Here is a 26,689-nt window from a genome sequence, read left to right on the forward strand (position 1 = left end):
GGGCGGCCGGTTTCGACCGGCCGCCCGCCCTCGTCTCTATGCCTCAGTAGCCCGCAATCTTCTCCAGGCGCGCGATGCGCTCGTCCATCGGCGGGTGCGTGGACAACACGCGCATGAGAGACTCCCCACGGAACGGATTCGCAATCATCATCGCGGCCACGGGACGCGTCCGCGGAGTGTCCTCCATCGGGCGCCGATCCGTCGCCATCTCCAGCTTGCGCAGCGCCGAGGCGAGCGCCAGCGGATCCTGCGTCAGCATCGCACCGTCCTCGTCAGCGTCGAATTCACGCGTGCGCGACAGCGACAACTGGATCAGCATCGACGCAATCGGGGCCAGCAGACTCATCGCGAGGAGGCCGACGACACCCACTCCCCCGCTCTCTCGACGATTCCCGCCACCAAAGAACAGCAGTGTCTGGGCGATGGTCGTAATCACGCCGCCCATGGCCGCCGCGACAGACGTCGTCAGAATGTCGCGGTTATACACGTGCATGAGCTCATGCCCGAGCACCCCGCGCAGCTCACGCTCATTCAGGATCGCCAGGATGCCCTCCGTGCAGCACACGGCCGCGTTGTTCGGATTACGGCCCGTCGCAAACGCGTTCGGCGTCAACGTGGGCGCCACCCAGATCGTCGGCATCGGCTGCTGGGCGCGCGCCGCCAACTCCCGGACAATCGCATAGAGCTCAGGTTGCTCCGACTCGCTCACCTGATACGCACCCATCGACCGCAACGCAATCGTCGCGGAATTCCAGTACGAGAACGCCGTCTGGGCCAGCCCAATGGCCGCAAACACAAAAATCCAGACGACCCGGCCCGTACCCGACGCGATGAGCGCGCCGATGGCAAGCAGCAAAGCCCACATACTCCCCAGCAGGAGGGTCGTCTTCAGACCGTTGTGATAGTTGCGATGCACCATACGCGCGATCCTATGGGGGTTACCTGAGAAGCACCTGGGAACCAGCCGAATCCCCGTTGAGAAACAACCCCCGACGGCCAGCAGGCACCAAACACAACGCGGCTCGCCACAGCCCCGTTCCCCCACGCGACGAGGCCGCAGCCGGAAAACCCAGCCAGGGCCTCGTTCACGTCACGGACGCGTCAGTTGCGCCGCCCCGGACCCGTGTAGTCGTCGAAGCGCTCGGGGGCGGTGGGCACGCCCATCTCGCCCATCTCGCCGATGTGATCCACCGTCTTGGGATCCACCTGCGCGCCGCGCGAAATATCCGTCATGGTGCGACGGGAGACGACCTTGACGCGCTCGCGCGTGCCACGGCCACCCGGAAGCTCGCCGTACGCCTCGCCCAGAGCCTGCTCGTACGCATCCAGGAGCTCCCAGCCCTCCCAGGTCGTGAACTCGACGCCACGGGACTCCAGGAGCGCCACCATGGCCTCGTGGCCCACCTCGGAGGTCTTCGCGTGCAGGCGGCCCGCGCCAGCGTCTTCCACGAGGTGGGAGATCGTCTGCTGGGCGTCCGACTTCGTCGAACCGATGAGGCCGACGGGGCCGCGCTTAATCCAACCGGTCGCGTACACGCCCGGGATGACGGGGGCGGACTCGTCCTTCGTGGTCTCGCCCTCGATGACGCGCCCCTCCACGTTCGGCACGACGCCGGCGCGCTTGTCGAAGGGCAGACCCGGGATCGGCGAGGAGTAGTAGCCCACCGCGCGGTACACCGCCTGCACGGGCCACGTCGTGATGACGCCCGTGCCCGACACGCTTCCGTCGCCGTTGAGCGCCGTGCGCTCGGTGCGCAGGGCCTTCACGTGGCCGTTCTCGTCCGCGACGATCTCGACCGGGGCCTGGAACAGGTGAATGTGGATGCGACGCGAGGCCGTGTGCTCCTCCGGATCCGCCATCGCGTAGCTCGTCAGGGTCTTGACGACCTGACGCTGCTGGTTCGACGCACGCAGCGCCTCCTCCGAACCCTCGTCGAAGTCGAAATCCTCTTCCGAGACGATGACGTCAACGTCGGGCACCTTGCCCAGCTCGCGCAGCTCCAGCGGGGTGAACTTCACCTGCGCGGGGCCGCGGCGGCCGAACACGTGCACGTCGGTAATCGGGTTATCGGCCAGGGCCTCGGCGACGTTGGCCGGCACCTCGGTCTTGAGCATGTCCTCCGCGTGCTTAGCCAGCACGCGCGACACGTCCAGGGCCACGTTACCCACACCCAGGACCGCGACCTCGCGGGCCTTCAACGGCCACGTACGCGGGTAATCCGGGTTGCCGTCGTACCAGGACACGAAGTCGGCCGCACCGTAGGACTCGGGCAGGTCCACGCCCGGGATATCCAGCGGGTGATCACGGTCCGCGCCCGTCGCGATGATGATCGCGTCGTAGTGGTCGCGCAGGTCGTCGATCGTCACGTCGCGGCCCACCTCGACGTTGCCGAGCAGACGAATGTCGCCACGCTGAAGGATCTTGTACAGCGCGACGATGATCTGCTTAATGCGCGGGTGATCCGGCGCGACGCCGTAACGCACGAGACCGTAAGGCGCGGGAAGACGCTCAAACAGGTCGATATTCACCTCGAGCCCCGACTTCGACAGGATGTCCGACGCGTAAATACCAGCGGGACCAGCGCCAATAACGGCGACGTTGAGCGGTGCCAACCGAATTCTCCTTCTATGACCGCGCGCGAGTGCGCGCACCTGGGGTCTCAGTCTAGCGCCCCGATGCCAAGGGCAACCTTAGCTGAGACCCCTCACACACCTCAAGGCACGTCGCACATACGACGAGGCCGGGGTGCCTCCCCCACGTACGAGGCCTCAGCATGTTCGGTTCAGAGGCGACCTCTGCGCCGCCCTCCCAAAAGTCGCATGCAATTCGACTGACCGAACTTTTCTCACCACCCAGAAACGTTGGAATTGCAACGACACTATTTCAAAACATAAAAGGTTGACAGGGAAATTGCATGCAACATTGTTGAGGAACCATGACGAGGCCCCTACAAGATCCGGCCACGACCAGGACAGGTCGAGAAACATGCGAACGCGAAACCGCCGCCTGGGTCCACTGGTACAACACCCGCCGCCCCCTCTCCCTGGGCGGCATCACACCACAACAAGCAGAAAATCAACACACAACAACACGAAAGGAAGCGGCCTCAACAAGCCTCCACAAAACCCGGGACTTGACACACCCGCTAAGGGGCATTGCACCCGTTACGTGGCGCTGCACCCGTTACGTGGCGCTGCACCCGAACAGAAGGGGTGCAATGCCTACGGATCGGGTGCACGACCCCATCCGTCACAAGCTCACATGCGGACCTGCCCGAAAGGACGTCCACGTACCCGACAGGCTTGGCTGGGCCCGGCGGCGCAGTCCAATCAGCTGGCTGGACCCCGGGGCGGCAGGGCCTGACCGGCCTTCGAGACAACGAGCCGAGCGGGCGGCTCGCGACGCTCGCACGGCATAAGGCCCGGGCCCGGTGCGCGCGACGAGGCCGGGGCCAGTCGCGCTCTCGTGCGCAGCCGACCCCGGCCTCGTGAACGTTTATCAGACCAGGCGATCCACCATCAGGTTCGCGAACGCCTCCAGCGCGGTCTTCGCCTCGCCCTTGGGCAGCGGTGCCAGCGCGGCGACCGCCTCATCGGCCCAGGTGCGCGCCAGCTGACGCGTCTCCTCGAGCACGTCGTGACCGCGCAGCTGCCCGACCACCGACGCCAGGGCCTCATCCGACGACAGATCCCCCGTCAGCTCGCGCAGGATGCGCGCGCCGGCCTCGTCGATCGTTCCGGCCGCCTCACGGCGACGCAGCAGGAGAACGGGCAGCGTGTCCACGCCCTCGCGCAGATCCGTGCCGGGCGTCTTACCCGACTGCTCGCCCGAGGACGCCAGATCCAGCACGTCGTCGGCGATCTGGAAGGCGACACCCACCTTCTCACCGAAGTCGCTCACAACGTCAGCCACCAGCTGGCCGGCGCCCGACAGCAGCGCGCCGAAGGACGCGGCGGTCGACACGAGCGAACCCGTCTTATCCGCCAGGACCTGAATGTAGAAATCGACGCGATCCGCGCCGTCCGTCGGACCGAAAGTCTCGTTCAGCTGGCCCTCACACAGGCGCTCGAAGGTGCGCGCGTGGTGAGCCACCATCTCCGGACCCAGCGACGCCACAAGCAGCGACGCGCGGGCGAACAGGATGTCGCCCGCCAGGATCGCGCGGTTGTTCCCCCACAGGTGCTGCGCCGAGGGCACGCCGCGACGGGTGGGAGCCGAGTCCATGACGTCGTCGTGATAGAGGGACGCCAGATGCGTCAGCTCGACGGCCGCAGCAGCGGTGATGACCTGGTCGTCCAACGCGCGCTCGGGATCGCCCAGCTGCGCGCACACGAGGGTCAGCAGCGGACGCATCCGCTTGCCGCCCGCGACCGCGAGGTGGCGCGTCAGCTCATCCGTCAGATCACGGGAGGACGACACGGCGTCGAGGAGACGACGCTCGACGACCTCGAGCCCCGGGGTAATACGGGACTCGAGGTCGGGAACATGAAGATCGGGTGTTTGAGCACTCACGGGATCAGTATGACGATCTTTTCCAGCAGACTCAACACGGGACCGGGGAAGACGCCCAGCGCGATCGTTCCGAGCGCGCACACGATGATCGCCAGAGCGGACAGGCCCTCCGACTTGACCACGACGGAGTCCTCACCGGGTTCGGTGAAGAACATCAGGCGCACGAGGCGGAAGTAGTAGAACGCGGTGATCGCCGAGGCCACGAGGCCCACGATCGCGAGCCAGCCGATGCCGCCCTTGATCGCGTCGGAGAAAATCACGAACTTACCAACGAAACCGCCGGTCAGCGGGATGCCCGCGAACGAGAGCAGGAAGACCAGCATCGCACCCGCAATCCACGGGTTCGTGCGGCCGATACCCGCCCACTTGCGCAGGCTCGTCGCCTCGCCCAGGACGTTGCCGTCCGCGTCACGGCCGCGCACGAGCGAGACCACCGCGAAGGCACCAACCGTCGCCAGGCCGTAGCCGAGCGTGTAGAACAACACATGGCCCGTGCCGCCCTTCTGGATCGCGAGGATACCCATCAGGATGAAGCCCGCGTGAGCGATCGACGAGTACGCCAGCATGCGCTTGACGTCGTCCTGCACGAGGCCGGCGAAGGTACCGACGACAATCGTCAGGACCGCGACGGCCGCGAAGACGTACAGGTAGTCCCACTGCAGGTAGGCGGCGACAGCCTGGTAGAAGCGGGCCATCGCGGCGAAAGCAGCGATCTTCACGGCGGCGGCCATGAAGCCCGTCACCGGGGTCGGGGCACCCGTGTACACGTCGGGGGTCCACGCGTGGAAGGGCGCGGCGCCCACCTTGAACAGCAGACCGACCATCACGCAGAACACGCCGACGAGGACCATCCAGTCCATGTTCGTGTTCATCGAGATGGCCTGGCCCAGCGCCGAGATGCGCAGCGAGTTGGAGAAGCCGAAGAGGAACGCCGAGCCCATCAGCATGAAGCCCGAGGAGAAAGCACCCAGCACGAAGTACTTGAGGGCCGCCTCGTAGGACAGCTGACGGCGGCGACGCGCGGTCGCGGCCATGATATACAGGGGCAGCGACATGACCTCAAGGGCCACGAAGAGCGTCACGAAGTTATCCGCCGCGGGGAAGATCATCATGCCGCCCAGCGAGAACAGAGTCAGCGGGAACATCTCGGAGCGCTGGTAGCCCTTACGCTCCGACAGCTCCTCGGCAGCCGAGTCCGGGCGATCCGAAGGCTGACCGGCGAACGCGCCGTCACCGACAGTCGTGCGGTCGGCCATCACCAGGACGGCGAGGAAGCCGATGATCCCGAGCACCGACTGGGCGCCGATCGTCAGCGGGTCCTCAATGTACTCCCCCAACGAGGCCGGGGCGGCCACGACGGGAGCCCAACGCAGCGCGAGCATCACGCAGGCACCAGCGGTGGCCAGGATCGACAGGCCAATCACGATGGGGCGGCGGGCCTTGGCCGGGGCGAAGGCCTCGACGAGGATGCTGAGGACCGCGCCGCCCAGCACGATGAGGATCGGCGCGAGGCTCAGCCACGGAACCTCGGGGGCCTGGAAGTTAGCCATGGGTAGAACGTTCACTGTGCGCTCCCTTCAACGGCGGCCGGGACCTGCGAGTTGGCCAGGTCGAGGTCTGAAGCAACCGGGGTCAGGGCGCTCACGAGGGGCGCCGACCAAATACCAAGGATGAGCATCGCGGCCACGAGCGGCACCATGACGCCGCGCTCACGAGCACCCAGGTCCGCCAAGTCCTCCTTGCCCTTGCCCGGGGCGCCGGTGAAGACGCGCTGGTAGGGCATGAGCACGTACATGGCGGCGATGACGACGCCGAGAACTGCGAAGAGCGCCAGCGCGCTGTTCACCGACCAGGTGCCCATGAGCACGAGGTACTCGGGGACGAAGCCCGACAGGCCGGGCAGCGCGATGGACGCGAGGCCGCTCAGGAGCCACAGGCCCGCGAGCACCGGGGTCACGCGCTGCATGCCCACGTACTCGCGCATGTCCTGCGTGCCACCGCGGCGCGACAGCCAGCCGGACAGCAGGAACATCGCGGCGATCGACACGCCGTGAGCGACCATGTAGAACATGGCGCCGACCAGGGCGATCTGCGAGCCGATGAAGATGCCCAGGACCATGAAGCCGAAGTGCGACACCGAGGTGTAGGACACGAGGCGCATGATGTCGTTCTGGCCGTTCGCCGCAAGGCCACCCCACAGGATGGAGATGACGGCGAGGATGCACATCACCCACTTCGCGGACACGGCCGCGCCGGGCGTGAGCTGCAGGCACAGGGTGATCATGCCGAAGGTGCCGATCTTGTCCAGGACGCCGACCAGCAGCACCGAGGTGCCCGGGCGGGCGACGGCAGCCGTGTCGGGCAGCCACGTGTGCACCGGGACCATGGGGGCTTTGATCGCGAACGCAACCATGAAGGTCACGAAGATGATCATCTGGATGACGAGCGGGGCGCTCGGCAGGATCTGGGCGAGCGTATCGATGCGGAAGAACGTCGACACGTCCTGCGTCACCTGCGAACCCTTTGCCCACAGGTAGAGGATGCCACCGAGCATCACCAGTCCACCGAAGAGCGAATACAGCAGGAACTTCATGGCGGCCTTGTGACGCGCCGCTTCGTCACCGACGCCGTAGCGTCCGATCATGAGGTAGAGCGGCACGAGCATCGCCTCGAAGGCGAAGTAGAAGACCGTCAGGTCGTAGGCCGCGAAGATGACGACCATGAACGACTCGAGGGCCAGGACCAGCGCCGGGTAGGCGCCGCGGTCCGCAGCCTCGTCCTCATTCCAGCCCGCGATGAGCACGAGCGGGACGAGACCGAGCGCCAGCAGGACCATCACGAGGCCCAGCGAGGTGACGCCGAGCGACCAGGTGATGCCGATCTGGGGGATCCACAGGTGGGACTCGTACACCTGGTACGAGGCCGGGGCGGACCAGTCGAAGGCGGAGGCGGCGACGTACACACCGAGCGCGAGCTCGACGAGTGCGATCACCAGGGCGATGACGCGCCCGGCGGCGCGCCTCAGGGGCGGGACGAAACCGAGGAGGGCCGCGCCCGCAGCCGGAACGGCCACGAGGACGGACAGCCACGGGAAGTTAGCAGCAATCATTGCACTTTCCATTGTCGTGTACCCCTTACAGCCTGAATCCGAGGACGATGGCCAGGGCGAGGATGACGCCACCCAGGATGTAGGCGGCGTACGTGCGCACGAGGCCGTTCTGGGTGATGCCGACGATGCGTCCGAGCAGCTGCGAGCCGGTGCCGAGGCCGTTCAGCGCACCGTCGATGGCGCTCGCATCGCCGACGGTCGCGACGGTGACGAGGCCCTTGGCGGGCATCATGAACAGGGTCTCGTTGACGGCGTCCTGGTAGAGGTCGCGGCGCGCGGCCTCGGTCAGGGCGTTGCCTGCGGGGACGGAGGTGGGAACCTCGTCGCGACCGTACTTCATCCACGCGATAACAGCGCCGAGGATGACGAGGGCGAGGGTGGCTCCCTGAATGACGTACTCGTTGAGGACGGGCTCGCCGTGCATGACGTGGCCGATCGAGGGGACCAGCCAGTTGGTGAAGGTGTTCCCCACGGACAGGGCACCGCCGAGGACGACCGCGCCGATGGCGAGGATGATCATGGGGATCGTCATGAGCGGGCCGGACTCGTGCGGGTGCACGGGCGCGCCCTCGGCCTCGGTGGTCCAGCGGGCCTTGCCGTGGAACGTCATGAAGAAGAGGCGAGACATGTAGAACGCGGTGATGCCCGCGCCGATCAGTGCGACGGGGCCGTAGACCCAGCCGGCCCACAGAGCGGTGTTGCCTCCGAAGCTGTCGGCACTGAAGGCGGCCTCGATGATCTTGTCCTTCGACCAGTAGCCGGAGAACGGCGGAACGCCGAGGATGGCGAGCCAGCCCATCATGAACGTCAGCCACGTGACCTTCATGGCGCCGCGCAGGGCGCCGAAGCGACGCATGTTCACCTGATCGCCCATGCCGTGCATGACGGAACCGGCACCGAGGAACATGAGGGCCTTGAAGAAGCCGTGGGTGAAGAGGTGGAAGATCGCGAACGCCCAGCCGATGGGGCCCAGGCCCGCGCCCAGCATCATGTAGCCGATCTGGCTCATGGTGGAGGCCGCGAGGACCTTCTTCATGTCGTCCTTCGCGCAACCGACGATCGCGCCGAAGAGGAGCGTGATCGCACCGATGATGGCAACCGCGGTCGCGGCGACGGGGGCCGCGACGAAGACGTCGCCGGAACGGATGATCAGGTAGACGCCGGCGGTGACCATCGTGGCCGCGTGAATGAGCGCGGAGACGGGGGTCGGGCCAGCCATGGCGTCACCCAGCCACGCCTGCAGCGGGAACTGCGCGGACTTACCGCAGGCAGCCACCAGCAGGAAGATACCAATGACTGTCGCGGACGCCGCGGGGATGGAAGCAACCTGGGAGGAGACCACGGAGAAGGACACCGAGTGGAACGAGGCGACCATCGCCATCATGGCGATCAGCATGCCCATGTCGCCGACACGGTTCATGATGAACGCCTTCTTGGCGGCCACCGCGTTGGCGGGGACGTGGTTCCAGAAGCCGATCAGTAGGTAGGACGCCAGGCCCACGCCTTCCCAACCGGCGAAGAGGCCGGCGTAGGAGTCCGCGAGGACCAGGGTCAGCATCGCCGCGATGAAGAAGTTCAGGTAGGCGAAGAAACGGCGGCGGGCCTCGTCATGCTCCATGTAGGCAATCGCGTACACGTGGATGAGCGAACCGACGAAGGTCACCAGGATGACGAAGGTGATCGAGAGCGGGTCCACGAGGAGACCGAAGTCGACGGTGAAGTCACCGGCGGGAATCCAGGTGAACAGGGTCTCGCCGAAGCGGCGCGCGTCCACGGGAGCGTTCCACATCTGGGCGGCGATCGCCGCACCAACCGCGAAGGTCGACCAGGATGCGAGGGTCGCCAGCAGGTGGCCCCACTTGTCCGATGCGCGGCCCAGCGCCAGGAGCAGGCCCGCGCTGGCCAGCGGAATGAGGATGAGCAGCCACGCGTAGGCGGCAACTCCGGTGGCGGCGACCGTATCGTAGACGCCGGTAGCCTGTGCGGAAATGAAGGTGGTCATGAGTTACGTCCTCCCTCAGTTCTTCAGCAGGTTGAGATCGTCCATGCTCGTGGTCGAGCGGGAACGATAGATGGACACGATGATCGACAGGCCGACGACGACTTCGGCGGCCGCGACGACCATGACGAAGAACGCCATGATCTCGCCGTCAACGTTGGAGTTAATGCGCGCAAACGTCACGAGGACGAGGTTCGCGGCGTTGAGCATCATTTCGACGCCCATGAGCGCGATGACCGCGCTGCGGCGCACGAGGACCGTGGTCGCACCGATGGCGAACAGCACACCCGCAAGGATGAGGTACCAGGCGAGGCTCACTTGCTCTCCTCCTTCTTCTCAATGGGGGTGGTGGTGCGCGCCTTGCGGGCCCGCGGCTGGGCCAGTCCGGTGGGCGCGGCGGCGCCGGGCATCCCGAAGGAGCCGGAGCGCGGGACGTCGGGCGTGCGCCCGATGGTGTAGGGCGACTCGTCGAGAGAGTCGGTCGCCGCGGTCTCAGTGCGAGCGAGCGCGAGCTGCTCGGAGACCTCGGGGGCGACCTCGCCGATCGTGCGCGTCAGGCCGCGCACGCGCAGGACGCGGGGCACCGACTCTTCGAGGGGACTCAGGGTCTCACCCGAGATGGCGGGCACATCGGCCGCATTCGACTGGGCGTAGACACCGGGCGCGGGCAGCTGGCCGATGCGAGAGCCCTTCTCGGCAAACGCACGCATCTTGTTGCGCGCCGTCTCGAACTGATCGGCCTTGGGGGCCAGGCGATCCGAGTGGGTCAGCAGCATCGCGCCGACGGCGGCCGTGATCAGCAGGCCGCCAGCGAGCTCCATGCTCAGCCAGTGCTCCTGGAACAGCGTGATCGCCAGGTCGGTGATCGGCTGGTTGGAGTAGGGGTCAACCTCGTCGGCTTTGTGCGGCGTGGGAACGGACTTCAGGATCGCGGTCGCAACGATAACGATCAGTCCGAGGCCACCGAGCACGGCCGAGACGATTGCGCCACGGCTCTGGCGGGCGTAGTCGTCGGAGGTGCCGATGCCGATCAGCATGATGACGAAGAGGAAGAGCATCATGATCGCGCCGGTGTACACGACAATCTGCGCCACGCCCAGGAAGGGCGCGCTATTCGCGATGTACAGGACGGCCAGGCCGAGCATGACGCCGACCATGCAGATGACCGAGTGTGCGGCCTTCTTAAAGAAGAGGACACCCAGAGCGCAGGCGACCATGACGATGGCCGTGCATGCGAAGAGGATGATCTCCCCCGTTGACCCCATCATGGGCCAACCGTTGGACAGGTTCATCAGTGTGCCTCCTCGGCGACTCGTACCGTCTTGAGGGAGGGGTCGTCGGGGCGGCGGCTCGCAACCCAGTCAACCTGGGCGGCGGTGGGGCCGGTGACTTCCCCGCGGTAGTAGTCGATGTCGTTCTTACCCTCGACCATGGGGTGGGGCGCTGCGAGCATGCCATCGGAGAGCGGGACCAGGAGGTCTTCCTTCTCGTAGATGTCGTCCTCGCGGGTGTACTTGGCGATTTCGAAGTCGTTCGTCATCGTCAGGGCGCGCGTGGGGCACGCCTCGATGCACATGCCGCAGAAGATGCAGCGCAGGTAGTTGATCTGGTAGACGCGGCCGTAGCGCTCACCCGCCGAGTACTGCTCTTCGGGCGTGTTGGATGCGGCCTCGACGAAGATCGCGTCAGCGGGGCACGCCCAGGCGCACAGCTCACAGCCGACGCACTTTTCCAGGCCGTCGGCGTAGCGGTTGAGCTGGTGGCGTCCGTGGAAGCGGGGCATGACGCGCGCGGGTTCGCGCGGGTACTGCTCGGTGACGGTGGGCCGGAAGAAGGAAGCCATGGTGACTCCGTAGCCGGCCATAGGCGCGACGAACTGGGCGAACGCACCCTTGGGGTCATGCTCGAAGAGCATTTCCTCGTCGGTGGTCTTCTCACTCATCGGTGGACTCCTTCGGGCTGTCGATTGCCGAGGCCGGGGCCAGTTCGCCCTCAATGGTGGCGAGGCCGCGCGGCGAGGCAACGGGGGTCTGTCCGGGCAGCGGCGGGACGGGGAAGCCGTCCTCGAAGCCCGTGTATTCGCGCTCGGATGCGGGGATTTCCTCGGGCTCGGGCTTGTCGGTCAGCCAGATGATGCCCAGGGCGATCACGAAGATGACGCCCACGCCTCCGAAGAGGATGTGGTTGGGCAGCGCCACGAACTGGGTGATGCCGCGCACGAGGGCGACGAGCACGAGCCAGCCCAGGGCGATGGGCATGAGGCGCTTCCAGCCGAGGTTCATGAACTGGTCGTAGCGGAAGCGCAGCAGCGTGGCGCGCGTCCAGATCAGCAGGAACATGAAGAACCAGATCTTCAGGAAGAACCACAGCAGGCCCCACCAGCCGGAGTTGAGGAACTCGACGTGGGACAGCGGCCACGGGGCGTGCCAGCCGCCGAAGAACATCGTGGTGGCCACGGCCGAGACGTTGAGCATGTTGACGTACTCGGACAGGTAGTACCAGCCGAACTTCATCGACGAGTACTCAGTCATGTGGCCGGCGACGATCTCGCCCTCGGCCTCGGGGAGGTCGAAGGGAAGACGGTTGACTTCACCGGTGGCGCTGATGCAGTAGATGACGAACGCGGGGAACAGGGTGAATGCCCACCAGAACTGTCCCTGAGCGGCCACGATCTGCGAGGTGGACATGGAGCCCGACATGAGGAACACGCTCACGAGGGACAGGCCCATGGCCAGTTCGTAGGAGATGACCTGTGCGGAGGAACGCACGGCGCCGTACAGGGGCAGGGTCGAGCGGGTCGACCAGCCACCGAGGACGATGCCGTACAGGCCCAGCGAGGCGATCGCCAGGATGTACAGGGAGGCGACGGGCATGTCGGCGAGCTGCAGCGGCGTGGAGATGTTGCCGATCTTCACGTTCGGGCCCATCGGGATGACCGCGTAGACGCTGAACGCCGCGAAAGCCGCGATGGCGGGGGCCAGGAAGTACAGGAACCGCTCGGCCCGGCGGGTCCACATGTCCTCCTTGAAGAGGAGCTTGCCCGCGTCGGCGAACGCCTGGAACAGGCCGAGGGGGCCCGCGACGTTCGGGCCGGGACGCGTCTGCATGCGGCCCAGGCCTCGGCGCTCGACCCACAGGGCGAGGAGCACGTTGGCGATCAGGAAGACGATGATGAACACGGCCTTGATGAGGCTGAGCCACCAGGTTTCCTGGCTAAAGTCCGCGGCGGTGTATTCCGGGACTGCGAAGGGTGCGAGTGTCATCGTGCCACCTCCTGCGTGGCGCGCAGGGTCGCGACGGTGCCGGCACCGCCGAGGTTTTCGTGAATAACGGAGCCGGTCGAGCACTCGGGCACCCACGCGACACAGTCGGGCAGGTCCGCGATGGCGGCCGGGAGGGTGATCGTGCCTCGCTCGGTCTCAAGCGTCGCGTCCGCTCCGGGGGCGATACCCGCGGCGGCGAGCGTGGCGGCCGAGGCCAGGAGGACGGGGCGGCGGGCCGAACCGGCCAGCCACGGGGCACCATCCTGGAGGCGACCGGCGTCGATCATCGGCTTGTGGGAGGCCAGGACGACCTCGCCCTTGCCGGCGGCGGCGGGGGCCTCGGGCGAGACCGGAGCGAAGGCCTGCGGGGCACCATCCCACTCCATGAGAGGGTTGACTTCCTCGTACAGGTCAGCCAGGGCCGTGATGCCCAGGTCGAGGTCGAACTCCTCGGTGAGGCGCACGAGCACGTCGCGGTCCGTGAGGGACGTTGCCGAGCGGGCCTGGCCGAAGGGACGCAGGCGGCCTTCCCAGTTGATGTAGGTGCCGTTCTTCTCGACCGCGGGGGCCACCGGCAGGACGACGTCCGCGCGCTCGGTGATCTCCGAGGCGCGAACCTCGAGCGACACGAGGAAGGGAACCTCGTCGAGTGCTTCGCGCACAGCGGCCGGCTCGTCGAAGTCGCGCACGTCGACGCCGCCGACGACGAGAGCCGCAAGCTCGCCGGAGGCGGCGGCCTCGATCATCTGCTCGGCGTCGAGGCCGCGCTCGGGCAGCTCGCCCCAACCGAGGGACTGCGCCCCGGCCTCGTCGATGCCGCGACCGAAGGGAAGCAGCCCCGGGAGGAGGCCGGCCTCGACGGCGGCGCGGTCGCCGGCGCGACGCGGGACCCACGCGAGGCGGGCACCCGTGCGCTCGGACAGAGCGACGACGCCGGAGAGCAGGCCGGGGGTCTGCGCGGCGCGCTCGCCCACGAGGACGATGCCACCGGAGAGGGCCTGCGCGAGATCCGCGTAGGTGCCGCCAGCGGCGATCGCGTCGACAACGCCGGGCTCGGAGCCGGGGGCGGCGTGCAGGACCTGAGCGTTCATCTTGCGCGAGCCGTTGGAGGTGAAGGGCGCGACAGTGGCGACCTTCAGGCCCGACTTACGCACTCCCTTACGCAGGCGCAGGAACATCGCGCCGCACTCGTCCTCGGGCTCGAGGCCGACCAGCAGTACCTGCCCGGCGCTCTCCAGGTCGGAGTACGTGACGTCGAGGCCGGAGCCCGCCACGTAGGAAGCCAGGAACGAACGCTCTTCCTCGGTGGAACGACGCGAACGGAAGTCGATCGAGTCGGAGCCGACGACGGTGCGCGCGAACTTGGACCATGCCCAGGCGTCCTCGAAGGTGAGGTGGCCGCCGGGCAGGAAGCCCACGGACGAACCCGCCTGCTCGAGGCCCTCGCGGACGCGGTCGAGCGCGTCAGACCAGGAGGTGGGAACCAGCTCGCCGTCCTCGCGAACGAGCGGAGTGGTCAGGCGATCGACCTTGTCCCATTCGAAGGCGAAGCGGTCCTTGTCGGTGATCCACTCTTCGTTGACCTCGGGGTCGTTGCCGCTCATGCGACGCACGACCTCGCCGCGGCGCACGTCCTGACGGATCGCGGAGCCCGACGCGTCGTGCTCGGTCACGGCCGCCGTCGACACGAGGTCGAAGGGACGCGCGCGGAAGCGGTAGGACGCGGCGGTCAGAGCGCCGACGGGGCAGATCTGAATGATGTTGCCCGAGAAGTAGGACGCGAAGGCGCGGCCCGACACGTCGCGCTCGGCGACGGACAGCTCACCCTCGTTGAGGGAACCGACGATCGCGTCCGTGCCGAACGGGGACGACAGGGACGAGGTCGAGGCCTCCTTGGCCTTGGGATCGAAGAAGTCGAGCGTGGTCGTATCGAAGCCGCCGACCTGCTCGCCCATGAAGTAGTGGTGCTCCGTGGGGGCGGTGCCGCCGCCTCGGCCCTGCAGGTCCATGAACACGTCGCCCGAAATCTCCTTGCCGAAGCGCACGCAGCGCTGGCACAGGATGCAACGCTCGCGATCCAGCAGGATCTGCGAGGTCAGGCGCAGAGGCTTCTTGAAGGTGCGCTTGGCGTCCGTGAAGCGGGACTTGCCGCGCCCCTCGGTGAGCGCCTGGTTCTGCAGGGGGCACTCGCCGCCCTTGTCACAGACGGGGCAGTCCAGCGGGTGGTTGATGAGCAGGAACTCCATCACGCCGCGCTGGGCGCGATCCACCACCTCGGAGGTGTGCTGGGTCTTGACGACCATGCCCGGGGTGACGGTCTGTGCACACGAGGGCTGGGGCTTGGGCATGAAGCGCAGCTCGCCCGTGTTGCGGTCGGGCATGCCGACCTCCACGAGGCACTGGCGGCATGCGGCCACGGGAGCCAGCAGCGGGTGGTCACAGAAACGCGGGATCCGGATGCCGGCCTGCTCGGCCGCGCGGATCACGAGCGTGCCCTGGGGGACAGAAACCTGAACGTCGTCGATGGTGACGTCGATCATGTTGGGTGCGTCGCTCATCGGCCACCTCCTCGCGCGTAGTTAGCGGACGCCTCGTAGGGGAAAAGCTCGCGGGCGGGCGTGGTCAACCCGGCCTCGAACTCGTCGCGGAAGCGCTTGATGCCCGACATGATCGGGGTTGCTGCGGCGTCGCCCAGCGGGCAGAAGCTGCGGCCCGCAATGTTGTGTGCGATCTCGTCGAGCAGGTCGACGTCGCCGGGGCGGCCCTCGCCTCGCTCGAGACGCAGCATGATTTGCTTCATCCAGTAGGTGCCTTCGCGGCAGGGCGTGCACTTACCGCAGGACTCGTGCTGGTAAAACTCGGACCAGCGGGTGATGACGCGGACGACCGAGACTGTCTCGTCGAACACCTGGAGGGCGCGCGTACCCAGCATCGAACCGGCCGCGCCCACGGACTCGTAGTCGAGGGGCGTGTCCAGCTCGTCTTCGGTGAAGATCGGGGTGGAGGAGCCACCGGGGGTCCAGAACTTCAGCGTGTGACCGTCGCGGATACCGCCCGCCATCTCGATGAGCTCACGCATCGTGATGCCGAAGGGGGCCTCGAACTGGCCGGGGTTGTTCACGTGACCCGACACGGAGAAGATGCCGTGGCCCTTGGACTTTTCGGTGCCCATGGACGCGAACCACTCGGGGGAGTTGCGGAAGATGCCCGCCACCTGAGAGATGGTCTCCACGTTGTTGACGACCGTGGGACGGGCGTACAGGCCGGCGACCGCGGGGAACGGGGGCTTGAGGCGCGGGTGGCCTCGGCGACCCTCGAGGGAGTCCAGCAGGGCCGTCTCCTCACCGCAGATGTAGGCGCCAGCGCCCGCGTGGGCGGTGATGCGCAGGTCGCCGAGCACGCCGGACTCGGTCGCCTCGCGCACGGCCTGCAGCAGGCGGCGGTACACGTGGGTGACCTCGCCGCGCAGGTATACGAACGCGTGGTCGCAGCCGATCGCGCGCGACGTGATCGCGATGCCCTCAATGAGGACGTGCGGGTTGCCCATGATGAGCGGGATGTCCTTGCAGGTGCCCGGCTCGGACTCGTCGGCGTTCACCACGAGGTAGCGGGGGCCGCCGTCGGCCGGGGGCAGGAAGGACCACTTGAGGCCGGTCGGGAAGCCTGCGCCACCACGGCCTCGCAGGCCGGAATCCTTCACGGTCTGCACGATCTCGGCGGGCTCCATGGTCCGGGCCTTTTCGAGGCCCTGGTAGCCGCCGCGGCCCCGGTAGGAGTCCAGCGTCCAGGAACGGTCCTCTCCCCACCCGTTGGTGAGGATCGGGGTCAGCGGTCCGGGCGCAACGTATGCGGTACTCACTTCGCCTCTTCTCCCTTCGTGTCAGTGGCCTCGTCGGCGACCTCCACGGCGACCGGTTCGGTCCAGCCCTTCGCCGCTGCGATCTCGCGGCCCAGCAGGGTGGAGCGGCCCGCGGAGGGGCCCTCGTCCTCGTGGCCGTCCAGGAAGCCGGCCAGGACGCGCTCGTTCTCCTTGAACGTGGGGGCCACGACGGGACCGCGCGTCGGGTGAATGTCGCGGCCGGCCTGGATGTCATCGATCATCGCCAGCGCCGAGGAAGGGGTCTGGTTGTCGAAGAATTCCCAGTTGACCATGACGACGGGCGCGTAGTCGCACGCCGCGTTGCACTCGATGCGCTCGAGCGTGATCTTTCCGTCTTCGCTGGTCTCATCGGTGCCGACGCCGACCTTCTTGGAGACCTTTTCCCAGATCTCGTCGCCGCCCATGACGGCGCACAGCGCGTTCGTGCACACGCCCACCAGGTAGTCGCCGGTGGGGTGGCGCTTGTACTGCGTGTAGAAGGTCGCGACGGCGCTGATCTCTGCGCGAGGCAGGTCCAGCGTGGCGGCGATGAAGTCGATGCCGTCCGGGCTGACGTAGCCGTCAACGGACTGGATCAGGTGCAGCATCGGCAGCAGCGCGGAACGCGAGTGACCGTCCGGGTAGCGGGCGATGATCTGCGCGGCGTCCGCCTGCAGGCGTGCCAGGGTGTCGGGTGTGTAGCTCATCGGTCAACGCCTCCGAGAACGGGGTCGATAGCGGCCAATGCGACGACCACGTCGGCCAGCTGGCCGCCTTCAGTCATCATGGCCAGCGCTTGCAGGTTGGCGAAGGAGGGGTCGCGGAAGTGCGCGCGGAACGGACGCGTGCCACCGTCGGAGACGAGGTGAACGCCCAGGATGCCCTTCGCGTGCTCGACGGTCTGGTAGACCTGGCCGGCGGGCACGTGGAAGCCCTCCGTGACGAGCTTGAAGTGGTGGATGAGGGACTCCATGGACTCCCCCATGATCTCGCGGACGTGCTCGGCCGAGTTGCCCTGGCCGTCCGTGGCGACCGCCAGGCGAGCGGGCCAGGCGATCTCCGGGTCGGCGACCATGGTGGGCGCGCCCTCGCACTGGTCCAGCTTGTCGAGCACCTGCCAGATGATGCGCATGGACTCGTAGCACTCGTCGAAGCGAACCATCGTGCGGTTGTAGACGTCGGACTTGTCGCGGGTGGGAATATCGAACTCGAAGTTCTCGTAGCCGCAGTAGGGCTGGCTCTTGCGCAGGTCCAGGGGCAGGCCGGCGGCGCGCACGCCAGGGCCGGTCGAGCCGAGGGCCATGAGGCCGCTCAGCGGCATGACGGCCACATCGCACAGACGCTTCTTGAAGATCGGGTTCTCCACGAGGATGTCCTGGAGCTCGCCGATGTCCTTACGGCACCGACGCAGGCGGTCACGGATGTAGTCCGTGGTGCCCTCGCCGATGTCCTGCACGACGCCGCCGGGGCGGATGTACTCGTGGTTCATGCGCAGGCCGGTGATGCGCTCGAAGATACGCAGGATCTCCTCGCGGCCACGGAAGCCGATCGTCATGATCGTGGTGGCGCCCATCTCGTTACCGGTCGAGCCGATGGCGACCAGGTGCGAGGCGATGCGGCACAGCTCCATCACGAGGATGCGGATGAGGGACGCGCGCTCGGGGATGTCCTCTTCGATGCCGAGGAGCTTCTCGACGCCGAGGCAGTAGGCGGCCTCCTGGAAGAAGGGAGCCACGTAGTCCATGCGCGTGCAGTATGCGACGCCCTGAGCCCACGTGCGGTACTCCATGTTCTTCTCGATGCCGGTGTGCAGGTAGCCGGTGTCGATGCGGGTCTCGCGGACCTTCTCGCCGTCAAGCTCGAGGATGAGGCGCAGAACACCGTGGGTCGCGGGGTGGACCGGGCCGAGGTTGACGACGATGCGCTCGGAGGTGATGGCCTCGATCTCGTGCAGGACGTCGTCCCAGTCGCCGCCCTGGGTGAGGACCTCGGGGATGTCCTCGATGGGCAGGTCGGTCGCGCCGGCGGGCGCGTGGAAAGCGGTGGTCATCAGTTCACACTCCTACGAACGTCGGCGGAAGCGTTGACGGCGCCCTTGAACTCGACGGGGATGCCGCCCAGCGGGTAGTCCTTGCGCTGGGGGTGTCCGACCCAGTCATCGGGCATCGCGGTGCGCGTGAGCGAGGGGTGCCCGGTGAAGACGATGCCGATGAGATCCCAGGTTTCGCGCTCCTGCCAGTCGTTTCCGGGGTAGACGGAGACGATGGAGGGGATGCGGGGATCCTCGTCGGGGCACGTGACCTCGAGGCGGATCATGCGGTTGTAGGTGATCGAGTACAGGGGGTAGATGGCGTGCAGCTCGCGGCCCTTATCGAGGGGGTAGTGCGCGCCGTTGGTGCCCAGGCACAGCTCGAAGCGCAGGTCGGCGTCGTCGCGCAGGTACTTGGCGACGCGCGCGATGTGCTCGCGGGCGATGAAGATGCCGAGCTGTCCACGGTCGATGGTGACCTTTTCAATGACGTCGGAAACCTTCAGGCCATCGGCGGCGATGAGCTCTTCGAGGACGTCAACGACCTGGTCGAACCAGCCGCCGTAGGGGCGGGAGGCCTCGCCGGGCAGGAAGGAATCGGTCACGAGGCCGGCGAAGCCGGAGGTGGAGGAGTCGGTGCCCGCGCCGAAGAGGCCCTCGCGGTGGGCGATGGGCTCGGGGAGGGCGAATCCGCGCTGGGACGAGGCCGGGGCGACCTCGGCGGGCGCGTTTTCCTCGGGGGTGGAAAGGTCGCTCATGCGAGGAGTCCCTTCATCTGGTGGGTGGGGGTCGCCTCGAGGGCGGCCTGCTCGGCGCGACGCGCGATCTCGCGGCGGTGAACGCCGAGGGGTTCCTTGCCGATCTGCTCGCGCAGGACGAGGACCGCGTGGATGAGGGCCTCGGGGCGGGGCGGGCAGCCGGGCAGGTAGACGTCGACGGGGACGATGTGGTCGCAGCCCTGGACGACGGCGTAGTTGTTGAACACGCCGCCCGAGGACGCGCACGCACCCATGGAGATGACCCACTTGGGTTCGGGCATCGAGTCGTAGACGCGGCGGATGATCGGCGCCATCTTGTGCGACACGCGGCCCGACACGATCATCATGTCGGCGTGACGCGGCGAGGCGCGGAAGACCTCGAGGCCGAAGCGCGCCATGTCGAAACGGGGGGTACCGGCGGCCATCATTTCGATGGCGCAGCACGCCAGACCCATGGTGACGGGCCACTGGCTGTACTTGCGTGCGAGCCCGAGGACCTTTTCGACGCTGGTGAGCGCGATGCCCGCGGGCAAGGATTCTTCAAGTCCCACTTGTCTGTTCCTTACTTATATCTCAGTAATCCAGGCCGCCGCGTCGCCATTCGTAGGCGTAGGGGACGCAGAGGGTGACCAGGAAGCTCATCATGACGACCAGTCCGAACAGGCCCAGCTGGTTGAAGCTGACGGCCCACGGGTACATGAACACAACTTCGATGTCGAAGATGATGAACGTCATGGCGACCAGGTAGTAGCGCACCGGGAATCGACCCTCGGTGAGGTGAGCGCTGGTCGGCTGGATACCGCACTCGTAGTTGTCGGCCTTGGTTGTGGACTTCTTGGTGGGGCCCAGGATCGCGGAGGCGCCCAGGCCTCCGAAGGCTAGTACGAGGGCAGCTGCCGACATGATGAGCAGCGGCACGTAGGGATTCGTCATCGTTCCTCCCGGTTATCGGTAGTGGTGGTCATGCGGGGCGCACCACCTTGGTCAGCATTGTGATGAGTTGGTCGTCGAAGTCGCCCCCGGTCCTCTCGTACCCGTCCGACAGGAGTTTGTGGACGAGCGTCATGAGGCGCGGGATGGGCAGCCCGACGTTCGTGCAGGTGCGCATGATCGTCGGGTTTTCGATGAGCGCGACAAAGATGCGGCCCAGCTGGTAGTAGCCGCCGTATTCGTCGCGGAGCATGTGGGGGTATTCGCTCATGGCGCGGTCGATGCCGGCGCGGTGGGAGCGGGAGCGGGCCTGCGCGATGCACGAGGCCGCGTAGCGTCCGGCCTTCATAGCCGGGGCGATGCCTTCGCCGTTGTAGGGAGAGACCATGCCGCCGGCGTCGCCGACGAGGACGAGGCCCTGAACGTAGTGAGGCTTGCGGTTGAAGCTCATGGGCAGGGCGGCGGAGCGAAGCGCACCGATCTGGTTCTCGGGGGTGAAGCCCCATTCCTCGGGCAGGTTCGCGGTCCAGGTCTTGAAGACCTCGCGGTAGGGCAGGTTGGTGGCGCCGGCGCGCGAGGCGACGGAGCCGAGGCCGACGTTGACGATGCCGTCGCCCATGGGGAAGATCCAGCCGTAGCCGGGCAGCAGGTCGGAGGCGCCCGGGGTGCCGCTCCACAGTTCGAGGTGGGATTCCATCCATTCCTCGTTGCCGCGGGGGCTATGGAAGTAGGCGCGTGCGGCCACGCCCATGGGGCGGTTCATCTTCTTTTCAAGGCCGAGGCTGGTAGCCAGTCGGGCCGCCACTCCCCCGGCGTCGACGGTGATGGAGGCGCGCACCGTGGTGGTGGTGGCGTCTTTGCCGCGCCCGCTCTTGGCCTGCACGCCGACGACGCGGCCGGAGCCGTCCTGGATGGCGCCGACGACGGTGACGCCCTCGTAGAGGCGTGCGCCCGCTTCGACGGCGCGCTGGGCGAGCGCGTGGTCGAGGTCGACGCGGGCTCGGGTCATGCCGTAGCCGGGCAGGGACTTCTGGTCGGGCCAGTCCATGTGGACGGTGTGGCCGCCGCCAATGACGGTCAGGCCGCGGTTTCGCATCCAGCCGGTGGTGTCCACGCCCATTGCGATGAGTTCGTGGACGGCGGCCGGGGTGAGCCCGTCGCCGCAGATTTTGTCGCGCGGGAAGGGGTTTTTCTCCAGGAGGATGACGTCGAGGCCGGCTCTGGCCAGGTGGTAGGCGGTGGAGGACCCGCCCGGGCCTGCGCCGACGACGACAACGTCAGCGCTCATGTCGCTAGGCATGGTGGATGCCACGGCATTCCTCCGTCATGTGGTGCGCGGGTGCGTCCGCGCGAGTGTGCAAAGTGGATGAAGCGTGCACATCACTTCATTCCGCAAGAAAGCCTAGCTAGGTCACCCTCACCTCGGCGACCGAGCGCACTTTTCCCCGAAATGTCAAGGAACGAGGCCTGGGCAGGCCACGCTCATACGCTACATTTGCGCAAGGGAACTCTGTCGTAAATGGTGGCCCCGGCCTCGTCGCGCCGGGCGTCACGCACACCGAGACGAGCCCGCGCGACACCCTCACACAATTCGATACGATGACCCGCGTCGAGACGACCAGCGTTGACGCCGAGTACCCACTCATCCGGCGCAAGACACGCGCGACACACCTCGGCACACGACCATTGAAGGGGAGCATGCATGGGCTCAGAAGAACAGACTCATACCCGCAAACGACGCACCTTGATCGCCGTCGCTTCGGCAGCCGTCCTTACGCTCACAATCACGGGTACCGCCTGCGGGTCACGCCAGCCCAGCGCAGATAGCCAGGCACAGTCCGCACAATCGCCCGCGCAATCCTCCTCGGACCTGGCCCCCACCCAAGAATCTGGAGCCTCCGCAGCCACCCCGACACCGACCGAAGCAACACCGACCACGCCTGCGTGCGAGGACGGTTCCCCCACGCCGCTCGGTACGTGCCTCTATCCCGCATCGGTCCAGTGGCTCCCCGACCTCCTCCCCGACCCGCGCGAGGTGGACCGCACCGATCCCGAGCAGGTCGCCATCGCCTACACCATCACGCGTAATACGTGGGATGCATCGCGCGATAAATCCAACGCCTATGCATTCATCCGCGCGAGCGTGTACGAAGTACCGGAACGAGCGAGCAGCCACACGAAGACGCCCGACCTGGAGCACGGTCAGGGTGAATTCCTACCGCTCCTGGCCAACCGCGCCCACACGACCGTCACCATCACGGGCAGCAACAACCATGGGCAGCAGCCGAACACTGACCCGACGCGCTGGTACGGAAACGTCTACTACCTGCGCAACTACTCCGACGATTCGTTGGAGCCCGTGAAGGGGCGCGAGGTCGTCTTCCTGCGACTGCAGGACGATGGCACGTGGGCGGTCGTCGACAGCGGACCGTACTAAACGAGCCAGCGCACGCACTCCATTGACGAGGCCGGGACCCCACACAAGGGGCCCCGGCCTCTCACTGTTCCGGTTAGGCGCTGCTGCTACTTCGCGTGGTAGCGCGGACTCGTACCGAGGTGCGTCGGGTACGGGTTCGTGGTTGCTCCGAGGACGGATTCGTCCAGGCCGCGGTATGTGTACGAGTTGTCGAAGACGATCTCAGCCGGTGGGACGACGCCGTCGACATACTGCGCGATCTCTTCGGGGGTCGGGCTGGACCCGCCTCCCTTGTCCGCGAGGGGGTTGACGTCGGGGTACTGACTGGGATCAGTGTTCATCATTGTCGCGGGGCTCGCGAGGCCGTAGCCGGTGTACTGATTCCACCCGCCGTCCGGGTTGACAGTCGTGTGTATCAGCAGCTGCAGCAGCTGGTTCGACGTCGCATCGGGCCACTTCTGGCGAGCCATCGCGAGGAAGCCAGCGACGATGGGCGTGGAAATAGATGTTCCGTTACTTTGAACTAACGCCCCGCTCGGATACTCACGAGCAGTTAACGGACCGCCCACCGCCGCAGTTGTGACCCCCTGTCCCCAGGAGGAATATGTTGCCCGCGCACCGTTTGTATCAACCGCAGACACACCCACGACACCTGACCAATACGACAGTCCATCTGCGGTTTCATCTCGAGCTTCGTTACCAATGGCGTCAGTAATGATAACCCCTTGGCTAATAGCTCGGGCGACTGCCCACTTTATCCCGTTACCGTGGTCTTTCGAGCCTGTTGCATTAGTAATGATTGACGCACCATCGTTAATCGCATGATTAATGAGAGATGCGTTGGAGGTAAGGTCAAGCCCCTCAGGAGTGATACAGTCACTCCCCACGGCGCTCGTCTTATCCACGTTGACATATGACAGCAAAGAGACCTTTGGCGCTACACCGTATTCATTGGCAACTAATACGGACGCAACCGCAGTACCGTGATTCTTGCTTTCTATGCTTGCGTCGACAGTGCATGGGCTCTTATCGGTAATGTGTGCATCACGCAGCTCCGGAGCAGTCACATCAACTGGCCCATCAATCATCGCGATCGTGACACCTTGACCCGTGTAGCCCTTGGCCCTTGCTTGGTCGAGGTGATAGTACGCAAAGTAGGGCTGATCGGCTGCGGTGATGGTGTCTGCGGCATGTGCCGGAGCAACGGGAACAGCAACGAGTCCCAGGGCGAAAGCGGACGCAGAGGCAACAGCGAGCGGTACGCGCATGGCCTTGTGCTGAGTGGTCACCATTGGCGGGGATCCCATCCATCGTCCTCACGCTTCGCTGGGGTCAGGTCCTTGTCCGAGCCGTAGGTCTGAGACATGGGATTCACGTAGCCTTCCGGCAGCCTACTCATCGCCCTACTCTCGATTGTCATCTTTATTTCCCCGGCCTCGTCGTTATCGACAGAAGTTACGGCAGCGGCTTGACGGCGCGGTGCATGCAGGCGATGCCGCCGGTGAGGTTGCGGTACTCGACCTCGCTCCAGCCGTTGGCGGCGATCATACGGCCGATTTCCTCCTGGGCGGGCCACTGGCGGATCGACTCGACGAGGTAGTCGTAGGCGCCGTCGTTCGTGGAGGCCAGGCGCGCTATCGCCGGCATGACGGTCGACTGGTAGACGTTGTACATGCCGCGGAAGACGCGCGAAGGCGGGGTGGAGAACTCCAGCACCACGAGGCGGCCGCGCGGGCGCACGACGCGCGCCATCTCGCGCAGCGCGAGCTGCGGGTCCGGGATGTTGCGCAGGCCCCACGAGATGGTGACCGCATCGAAGGTGCCGTCCTCGAAGTCCAGGTCCATAGCGTTGCCGTGTACGAACTCGATCTCGGGGTGGCGCTCACGGCCCACCTCGATCATGCCTTCGGACAGGTCGCAGGCGACGACTTCGGCGCCACCCTTGGCCAGGGAGGCCGACGACGTGCCGGTTCCGGCGGCCAGGTCGAGGATGCGTTCGCCGGGGTGCGGGGCGACCGCCTTGCGCAGGGCGGTCATCCACACGTTGTTCAAACCGCCCGTCATCAGCGTATCCATCGCGTCGTAGCGAGAAGCGACGGAGTCAAACATTGAGGCGATCTCTTCGGGAACCTTGCTCAGGTCCGCGCGCGGGGATTCAGTCATGCGTCAATACTCGCACGTCTTCCAGCACTGTGCCGCCCCGGCTCCTACCATGGGACCCATGCACAACGACTTCGGATGCTCGCGCCTGACCTTTCGAGCGCTGGCCCTACCCCCGCAGCACCCGGGGTCTACTTGCTCACTAACGTCCTTACTTCCCGATTCTGGGGGCGCCGCCTGGCTGGGTGAGCGCCGCCAGATGATCGGCCTGGGACGTGCGCTGACGCTCGAGTCCGCGGCCCCCAATGCAATCGCCGAGGTGCGCCGCGCGTGGGAGGCGACCCCGACCTCGGCAACTGACCCGTTCACTGACGCAGCACGCCCCGGCGAGAGCGCCCCCACCTCGTTCCCCAGCGGTGCCCCGTCTCCCGTCCTGTTCGCGTCCTTCGCGTTCCGCTCCCCCGCTCGCTCGGTCGCCTTCGTGCCTGCGCTGACTCTCATCGACGAGGCCGGGGCCCGCTGGGCGATCACGGCGGGCATCGGGGACGCCCCGGATCCGCTGGCGGTGGTTAACGAAGCCTTGGCCGTGGCGAGGCCCACCCCGCGCGTGCCGGAGTCCCTGACGTTCGGGCACGGGTCAATGTCGCGCGGACAGTGGCGCGACTCGGTGCGTGCGATGGCGCAGCGCCTGCGCGAGGGGGCCGCCGACAAGGCCGTCATGGCGCGCGATATGACGGTGCGCTGCGCGCACGGCTTCGACGAGCGTTTCCTGCTTGAGCGCCTGAGTGATCTGTACCCGTCGACGTGGCGTTTCTGCGTGGATTCGCTCCTCGGCGCGTCCCCGGAGATGCTGATCGCGGCCTCGGACGGCACGGCAAGCTCGCGCGTTCTGGCGGGCACGTGCAAGCCCGGCGAGGGCGAGATGCTCGCGTCGAGCGCGAAGGACCTGCGCGAGCACGACCTGGCTTCCGAGTCCGTGTCCTCGATCCTGACGCGGCTGTGCACCTCGGTGACGACTCAGGGGCCGTTCCTCCTGTCACTGCCCAACGTCGTCCACCTGGCGACGGACGTGCACGCGCGCCTGGGGTCGGCGCACCTGCTGGATCTGGTGGCTGCGCTGCATCCGACGGCGGCCGTGTGCGGCACCCCGCGCGATGCGGCGATGCGCCTCATCGAAGAGCTGGAGGACACCGAGCGCGGCCGCTACTCGGGGCCCGTGGGCTGGGTGGACACGGCGGGGAACGGCGAGTTCGCGATCGCGCTGCGCTGCGGGCTCACGTCGGGCACGCGCCTGCGTCTCTTCGCGGGTGCCGGCATCATGCCGGATTCGGACCCGGACGCCGAGCTGGCCGAGACCGAAGCAAAGATGCGCCCGCTCCTGGACGCCCTCGGGGTCTGACCGACCCGTCGACACGCAAAGGCCCGCCGCCCCGCATTTTCATGCGTCTGCGCAACAGCTGAATGAGGTCTGCCCGCACGAAGGATTCGCCGGTGACGGAGCATTACACCATTTAGGGCGCATTGCACCGGCTCCCAGCTGGTGTAATACCCAGCTAAATGGTGTAACACCACTTAGCAACAAGCCGAATCGCGCTCTCAGCAAGCATCGCTACTACTTCTCCTGCATCGCGCCCTGTGTCCGACCTTCAAGAGCCCGTCCCCACGCACGCCGAAACCCACTTCGGGCACCTCAACGGCTTGATTGCGCCAACG

22 protein-coding genes are annotated in these 26,689 nt (G+C 66.6%); 2 read left to right on the plus strand and 20 right to left on the minus strand.

Features of this window, described 5'->3' with window-relative positions; translation table 11 throughout:
* Positions 1-43: 43 nt before the first annotated feature.
* From htpX to O3656_RS04440, 18 genes are all read right to left on the minus strand, one after another.
* Positions 44-919: a zinc metalloprotease HtpX gene (gene htpX, locus O3656_RS04355; protein WP_500062787.1), complete on the minus strand. Its 876-nt coding sequence runs from the start codon at positions 917-919 to the stop codon at positions 44-46.
* 182 nt (positions 920-1,101) lie between these two features.
* Positions 1,102-2,613: an FAD-dependent oxidoreductase gene (locus O3656_RS04360; protein ID WP_500062788.1), complete on the minus strand. Its 1,512-nt coding sequence runs from the start codon at positions 2,611-2,613 to the stop codon at positions 1,102-1,104.
* An 886-nt stretch (positions 2,614-3,499) separates the two neighbouring features.
* Positions 3,500-4,513, minus strand: coding sequence for a polyprenyl synthetase family protein (locus O3656_RS04365; protein WP_500062789.1), 1,014 nt, complete (start codon positions 4,511-4,513; stop codon positions 3,500-3,502).
* Positions 4,510-6,063, minus strand: coding sequence for an NADH-quinone oxidoreductase subunit NuoN (gene nuoN, locus O3656_RS04370; protein ID WP_500062805.1), 1,554 nt, complete (start codon positions 6,061-6,063; stop codon positions 4,510-4,512). Before nuoN ends, O3656_RS04365 begins: the two co-directional genes overlap by 4 nt.
* A gap of 11 nt (positions 6,064-6,074) precedes the next feature.
* Positions 6,075-7,622 carry a complex I subunit 4 family protein gene (locus tag O3656_RS04375; protein WP_500062791.1) on the minus strand — a complete coding sequence of 516 codons (1,548 nt, stop codon included), beginning with the start codon at positions 7,620-7,622 and terminating at the stop codon, positions 6,075-6,077.
* 25 nt (positions 7,623-7,647) lie between these two features.
* Positions 7,648-9,624, minus strand: a complete 1,977-nt coding sequence (gene nuoL, locus O3656_RS04380) for an NADH-quinone oxidoreductase subunit L (protein ID WP_500062792.1) — start codon at positions 9,622-9,624, stop codon at positions 7,648-7,650.
* Positions 9,625-9,639: 15 nt separating this feature from the next.
* Positions 9,640-9,939 (minus strand): NADH-quinone oxidoreductase subunit NuoK, encoded by a 300-nt coding sequence (gene nuoK, locus O3656_RS04385; RefSeq protein ID WP_003792247.1) that lies wholly within the window; start codon positions 9,937-9,939, stop codon positions 9,640-9,642.
* Positions 9,936-10,913, minus strand: a complete 978-nt coding sequence (locus tag O3656_RS04390) for an NADH-quinone oxidoreductase subunit J (RefSeq protein WP_500062793.1) — start codon at positions 10,911-10,913, stop codon at positions 9,936-9,938. Before O3656_RS04390 ends, nuoK begins: the two co-directional genes overlap by 4 nt.
* The gene (nuoI, locus tag O3656_RS04395) at positions 10,913-11,563 is read right to left on the minus strand and encodes an NADH-quinone oxidoreductase subunit NuoI (protein ID WP_016461588.1); all 651 of its coding nucleotides are present in this window, start codon (positions 11,561-11,563) and stop codon (positions 10,913-10,915) included. Before nuoI ends, O3656_RS04390 begins: the two co-directional genes overlap by 1 nt.
* Positions 11,556-12,884, minus strand: coding sequence for an NADH-quinone oxidoreductase subunit NuoH (gene nuoH / locus O3656_RS04400; protein ID WP_500062794.1), 1,329 nt, complete (start codon positions 12,882-12,884; stop codon positions 11,556-11,558). Before nuoH ends, nuoI begins: the two co-directional genes overlap by 8 nt.
* Positions 12,881-15,442: an NADH-quinone oxidoreductase subunit G gene (locus O3656_RS04405; protein WP_500062795.1), complete on the minus strand. Its 2,562-nt coding sequence runs from the start codon at positions 15,440-15,442 to the stop codon at positions 12,881-12,883. Before O3656_RS04405 ends, nuoH begins: the two co-directional genes overlap by 4 nt.
* Positions 15,439-16,743, minus strand: a complete 1,305-nt coding sequence (nuoF, locus tag O3656_RS04410; protein WP_500062796.1) for an NADH-quinone oxidoreductase subunit NuoF — start codon at positions 16,741-16,743, stop codon at positions 15,439-15,441. The genes O3656_RS04405 and nuoF overlap by 4 nt, the downstream gene beginning before the upstream one ends.
* On the minus strand, positions 16,740-17,450 hold the full coding sequence (gene nuoE, locus O3656_RS04415) for an NADH-quinone oxidoreductase subunit NuoE (RefSeq protein ID WP_500062797.1): 711 nt from the start codon (positions 17,448-17,450) through the stop codon (positions 16,740-16,742). Before nuoE ends, nuoF begins: the two co-directional genes overlap by 4 nt.
* Entirely contained in the window at positions 17,447-18,793 is a 1,347-nt protein-coding gene (locus O3656_RS04420) for an NADH-quinone oxidoreductase subunit D (protein ID WP_285099329.1), read from the minus strand. Before O3656_RS04420 ends, nuoE begins: the two co-directional genes overlap by 4 nt.
* Entirely contained in the window at positions 18,793-19,530 is a 738-nt protein-coding gene (locus O3656_RS04425; protein ID WP_500062798.1) for an NADH-quinone oxidoreductase subunit C, read from the minus strand. The genes O3656_RS04420 and O3656_RS04425 overlap by 1 nt, the downstream gene beginning before the upstream one ends.
* Positions 19,527-20,081 carry an NADH-quinone oxidoreductase subunit B gene (locus tag O3656_RS04430; RefSeq protein WP_003792236.1) on the minus strand — a complete coding sequence of 185 codons (555 nt, stop codon included), beginning with the start codon at positions 20,079-20,081 and terminating at the stop codon, positions 19,527-19,529. Before O3656_RS04430 ends, O3656_RS04425 begins: the two co-directional genes overlap by 4 nt.
* Before the next feature lie 22 nt (positions 20,082-20,103).
* On the minus strand, positions 20,104-20,463 hold the full coding sequence (gene ndhC, locus O3656_RS04435; RefSeq protein WP_016461018.1) for an NADH-quinone oxidoreductase subunit A: 360 nt from the start codon (positions 20,461-20,463) through the stop codon (positions 20,104-20,106).
* A 28-nt stretch (positions 20,464-20,491) separates the two neighbouring features.
* Positions 20,492-21,760, minus strand: coding sequence for a geranylgeranyl reductase family protein (locus tag O3656_RS04440; RefSeq protein WP_500062806.1), 1,269 nt, complete (start codon positions 21,758-21,760; stop codon positions 20,492-20,494).
* 402 nt (positions 21,761-22,162) lie between these two features.
* On the opposite strand from O3656_RS04440, the gene O3656_RS04445 reads away from it, so the two are divergent.
* Complete coding sequence (locus O3656_RS04445) at positions 22,163-22,897, plus strand: hypothetical protein (RefSeq protein ID WP_500062799.1); 735 nt, start codon at positions 22,163-22,165, stop codon at positions 22,895-22,897.
* Between the two features lie 86 nt (positions 22,898-22,983).
* Here the strand turns inward: O3656_RS04445 and O3656_RS04450 are convergent, their stop codons facing one another.
* Together O3656_RS04450 and O3656_RS04455 are read right to left on the minus strand one after the other, a co-directional pair.
* Positions 22,984-24,183 (minus strand): S8 family peptidase, encoded by a 1,200-nt coding sequence (locus tag O3656_RS04450; protein ID WP_500062800.1) that lies wholly within the window; start codon positions 24,181-24,183, stop codon positions 22,984-22,986.
* 148 nt (positions 24,184-24,331) lie between these two features.
* Complete coding sequence (locus O3656_RS04455; RefSeq protein WP_500062801.1) at positions 24,332-25,039, minus strand: class I SAM-dependent methyltransferase; 708 nt, start codon at positions 25,037-25,039, stop codon at positions 24,332-24,334.
* 58 nt (positions 25,040-25,097) lie between these two features.
* On the opposite strand from O3656_RS04455, the gene O3656_RS04460 reads away from it, so the two are divergent.
* Complete coding sequence (locus tag O3656_RS04460) at positions 25,098-26,375, plus strand: isochorismate synthase (protein WP_500062802.1); 1,278 nt, start codon at positions 25,098-25,100, stop codon at positions 26,373-26,375.
* The last annotated feature ends 314 nt before the right edge of the window (positions 26,376-26,689 follow it).

This window comes from Pauljensenia sp. 27098_8_83, from assembly GCF_041432695.1.
Classification (GTDB): Bacteria; Actinomycetota; Actinomycetes; order Actinomycetales; family Actinomycetaceae; genus Pauljensenia.